6 protein-coding genes are annotated in these 4,876 nt (G+C 41.0%); all 6 read right to left on the bottom strand.

All coding sequences use genetic code 11. From position 1 onward, the window contains the following. On the bottom strand, positions 1-729 hold a 729-nt coding region (locus ACESM0_RS12725), incomplete at its 3' end, for a hypothetical protein (RefSeq protein ID WP_372906582.1). A gap of 134 nt (positions 730-863) precedes the next feature. Beyond that, entirely contained in the window at positions 864-1,052 is a 189-nt protein-coding gene (locus ACESM0_RS12720) for a response regulator transcription factor (RefSeq protein WP_372906581.1), read from the bottom strand. Positions 1,053-1,397: 345 nt separating this feature from the next. Further along, positions 1,398-2,531 (bottom strand): hypothetical protein, encoded by a 1,134-nt coding sequence (locus tag ACESM0_RS12715; protein WP_372906580.1) that lies wholly within the window; start codon positions 2,529-2,531, stop codon positions 1,398-1,400. An 84-nt stretch (positions 2,532-2,615) separates the two neighbouring features. Next, entirely contained in the window at positions 2,616-3,743 is a 1,128-nt protein-coding gene (locus tag ACESM0_RS12710) for a 6-bladed beta-propeller (RefSeq protein ID WP_372906579.1), read from the bottom strand. 45 nt (positions 3,744-3,788) lie between these two features. Next, complete coding sequence (locus ACESM0_RS12705) at positions 3,789-3,974, bottom strand: hypothetical protein (RefSeq protein WP_372906578.1); 186 nt, start codon at positions 3,972-3,974, stop codon at positions 3,789-3,791. 384 nt (positions 3,975-4,358) lie between these two features. Continuing rightward, positions 4,359-4,876: hypothetical protein (locus ACESM0_RS12700; protein WP_372906577.1), on the bottom strand; the 518-nt coding region annotated here is incomplete at its 5' end.

Here is a 4,876-nt window from a genome sequence, read left to right as displayed (position 1 = left end):
ACTCATCCATCCCAATACCGAGAGGAGTCCGCTGCCCGACCAAAGCGGCACAAATAACCCTACGGCTGCAAGCTGAGCAACAAAATAACCCAGTGTTAAGTCTGAAAATGTGATAAACCCGAACAGTTTTCCTTCCTCAGACCGCAGCACTTTCCCGCAGCCGGACCCGGTACCCGCGTTGCAGAAGCTCTCTACGGCTTGGTAGGTAATGCCCAGGTCTTTGGCAAACAGAACGTAGCCCGCACCCACACCGGCCAGTGCCGTTGTGAGTAACAGAAGCTGAAGCCAGTAAAAGGAGAGAAGCAGCGGAATCGTTACCATCCCAATCGCTGCAATGATCAACATGGAAGTAAACATTTTGAATCGCCTTTCTTCGTCGAGTGCTTTTGCGTTCTCTTTATCGGCAATCTTCCCGGTTGGTTCTGCTTTGATCAGCACCCCGCTCCAGTGGTTCAGCTTGTCTCCGGCGGCTTCCAGGTCTCTGGGTTCATACACCGGCAGAAGGGATCCGCCCGCGGTATCGAGATGGAGCAATACCGGGAGGGGCAAATCATTGAGATTTTCCTTGTGGGATCTTGCCACAGTGTGGGGAATGCCGAATTGCTGCAGAGTGTCGGCAACCGCCAGGATGGAGGGGTAGTCCGGATGAGAGGCGATCCGCTTTTTACAATAGCGATCGGATACCGGAATATGTAAATATCGTAGATAAGAGGTAACAGCCTGTTCCATATCAGCGCAACGTACGTTTTAATAATTGTTCTTACTCATCATCACGCTAACACAATAATAAAAAATAGATTAAGATTATCCCCCATTATTTTGTGGGATGAAGTTTGATCTTTTTTTGTTATTATGGTTGGTTCTTAACTTTTTTGCCGGCTCCTCAGCCACCTTTTTACCACTCCCCTGCCGTTCAAACCAAGCTTTTTACCAATTCGGGTAATATGGTTTTCTACTGTTCCCTCTGCTAAGTAAAGCTCTGCAGCAATCTGCCGGTTCGATTTACCCTGACCCAGTTTAGTTAGTACACTACATTCTCTGGCACTTAACATACGATAAGCTTCTATTAACGAGGGACCGTTGGTTGGTTGGTTGGTTGGTTGGTTGACTTTTTCTTTCCATCTTGACTTCCACTCCTTTTGTTCTCTTTCTCCATAGTAAATAGCTATTTAGCGTACCTTTTTACACAAGAGTAAGAAAGAGGTGGTTTGTTACAAAAAAAGTAAAAACAGTGCTTTCAGGATATTCCAGAACGGTGCAAAACGAATATTGCAATCTGCAACAGGCAATTCTTCAAAATGATAAGGCAAGGGCTTTGTGGGTACTGTAATCGAATGCAGAAATTCCTTTCCACTTAAATAAGAGTGAACGTTCACATCACTTATGATGGAAATAGTTCATTGGTTTAACTCAATGGAAAGTATATCTCGCTCTCCCGTATCAGTGATATAATCAATCCCATAAACAGTCTGATCACAGACAGACATCCGGTCCAGACCGTGCGGTATTTTGAAAAATTTCACATCTTCCGTTTTTTGATCAATATATAGAGAGAGGCCATTTTCAATTGATGGAAAAAACATCGGAAGCAGAAGAACGTTATCATTTGCATATAAATCCCAAAAAATTGGTAGATAATCGCTATCCTCCAATACTTTCCAATATTGATCTTCGTCAACTTCGTGGTTTAAACTACCGAACTCTTCCTTTATAAATTTCGTCAATTTCCCACCAACATTCTCTCTCTTGCCGAGCTCTAAATCGATGTATTTTAATTGACCGGATTGCAGATTATAAGCCTTAATATTCGACTGATGTGACCTAATAAAATAGAACCAGTCCTTGCTGAATGACCAGTAACTTCTTTCAGCAAAAATATTGTCCAGATACATTGTAAATTCCGGAAATTCGTACTTTGGACGCTTATTGCCCTGAACCTCCAATAATCTTTCAACAATCTGAAACTTATCATTTAGCCGATACAAAAAATATTCATTATCCGGCTCAAAATAACTTTCAAAATTTGAAAACACTCCAAACCTATCGTCTTCATCTACAAAAATAGACTGTAAATGATAATTAGGCGGGTATTTAAATGGAGTAGAATTGACAAAAACCAATTCGCCATTATCAATGATAAATTCAGAAATTCTAAATAAATCTCCATCTATAATATACAACCGATCATCCGGCCCATAATGTGGGTTGATAAGGCTTCTGAATTCACCAGGCCCGTCCCCTTCTCCACCGGCCTCACTAATCACATCTCCGTTTGATTTTACAAGTTTGATTGTTTTATCGGCGTTGTCAACAATAATCAAATCACATTGATTGGTCGTAATAAGCCAGTTAGCGTTCAAGATTTGATCTGAACGATCTAATGTTTTGATATCAACTCCAATCTCAGAATATTTTTCTTTAAGATTTCCAATCAACTGATCTTGATGATCTGCGACAGGTTCTGCCTCTTTACAGGAAATAACTGTAAAGAGGCATACGAATACTACGCTTATATGCTTTATAAAATTCAAATTAATAAATATTATGAAAGATGGATTTCAAACTCCCGAACTGCCAATAGAGTCAAACATGAATGAAAAGGGATAAACATAGATCTACTTCAGATTAAATCGAAGTATTTCTTGTGAACCAAATGTTGAAAGTATCATCATGTCATTTTTAACATCAAACTTTCCGATTTGTATAACCTCACCATCGAGTTTATCCTCATCCCGGGCTCCATCTTTCATAACCCAGCCTCTCTGAATATCATAACCACCTCGCGATCCCCTCGTTAAACGAAACAAAGTACTGTCCACTAAAAAATAGATGGTTTCATTTTCTGAAACTTTTAGATTATAAATGAATGATTTAACACCCGGTACGGGTGGCTCACCAGCTTGCATCAATTGACTTGATGATACCGGGTTCAGAGAAGGATTATCAAGTTCAGTGTAAAAGGATGATTCAAATCTTATGTAGTGCTCCAGTTTAAAATCATCATTAAAAATGAATAGGTAAGGGGTTCCTGCATATGTTGCTACAAAATTTCCACGACTATTTGAATGGGAATGAAAGGTATTATACGCAGCGGGCTGTTGTCCTGCCGGAATAAGCGCCGGCAGAAAGGAATCCTCCTCTTTCCAGGGCATATTGGCACTGCGAACCTTCACAAGTAGTGAATCTGAGAATGGGTCAGATGGATAAAAAATATAGTCATCAGATACAGAAAATTGTTCATCTGATATTCCAAAAACCGTCTGGGAAAACATACCCTTATTAGTAAGCTGATGATCATAGACCTGTATCCTGGCGTTGCTTCTGTCTATTGCATATACACGAGTCGAATTACTCAAAATCTTAAACAGATTCCGGAACTCTCCAGGGCCTTCACCTTCATTACCCTGAACCTGTTTCCAAAAACCCTGTAGATCCATTTCCCATATAAGGTTTTGCTGACGATCTGCGACAAGTATAGTTTCATCTAAAATTAGCAGGTCAGCTATAGTGCCCAGAAATTCAGGGAGATGATCATTATCGGAATCACGGTATCCCAGTATATTTTCTTTTTCGGCAACCAATGTGTCCAACTCTACTTGGTCCAGGTTGATAACCGAATGATCAACATCCTGTAATAAAGCATCTAAGATTTCATTACCGGTGTCAACTTTTACAGTTTGCCTCCTCTCACATCCAAAGAGAAAAAATAGTAGTATAACCAACAAATGTATTACCCAAGTCATATAAGCATTTATATCCACCGGCTTTTAAAACCGGTGGTTTCATATTTAGTTAATTTCGGGAATCGCTCCGTTACATGCAGTGCCACTATATTCACCCCATCCGGAGTAATATTGAGGCCCTGTTCCACAGTTGAATGACATCGACCAATGATTCTCTTGTTGATCAATCATAACCGTGCAGCCATCTTCACTTTCACACTCCCAGGATTCCCCGGCAGTTATGTACTTCATAGCGCTTCGCGGTTCTTAACTTCGTTACGAATCTGTTCGATTTAATACTTCCATAATTATCCTCTTTACGTTATATCCAATTTCTCCCACACATGGGTGGGCGTGGATGTTTAATCCCTAAGAGATTATAATGAATATTTTTAAACCGTAAACCCATGTTATTTTGTGGGATGAGGTTTAATTATTTTTTGTTATTATCGTTGGCTATAAACTTTTATACCGGCTCCTCACCCACCGTTTACCACTCCCCAACCCATTCCTGAAAGTTTCCGGGTCCGGCTCTTAAGAAAAAAGGGAAACACTTTTTCCAAAATCATACACCGAACTCACGTCAAGAATAGAATATGATTGACCAAAATCGGTTTTATAGATTGGACACCACTTTTATAACGGCCATTCAAATCGATATATCGTACCGAGGCTTCGTTCCAGAAAATAGGCGTGCTTTCTATCCGGTGAGACGGTAAACCCCTCCTCAAATCCACGAACATCCAAGGTTAATTCTTCCACTTCAATCAGGTCAATGGTGTTTCCATCTTCAGGAATCCAGGCAATGGTCAATGGCTGAGCCTCCGGCATGTTCAGAAGAAGGGCTACACCATCATCAAGAGCGTCCATCGCCCGGGCAACCATGAAATTTCTGCGATGATCATTCTGTTCAGCATTCCTGTTATGCTCTGCAATCCGGTCGAAAAGATTTCTCTGGGCCGGAATATTCAGTTCCTTCTCCCAGACTTGTTCTCCGGCATGCGTATATTTTTCGAGTATACCGGTTGTCTGCTGCAGGGAGTAGATCGCTTTAGAACTGCTGCTGAGCATCACCAGGTTTAACAGGATGTCGGGTATTTCTCCCCTGGAGTAAGCTTGCATCACCTCCTGATTATTATACTCCCGAATAAATT

Origin of the sequence: Rhodohalobacter sp. (assembly GCF_041686455.1) — a bacterium.
Lineage (GTDB): Bacteria > Bacteroidota > Rhodothermia > Balneolales > Balneolaceae > Rhodohalobacter.
Note: the sequence above shows the minus strand (reverse complement) of the source record. Positions and strands in the feature narration are given on the sequence as shown.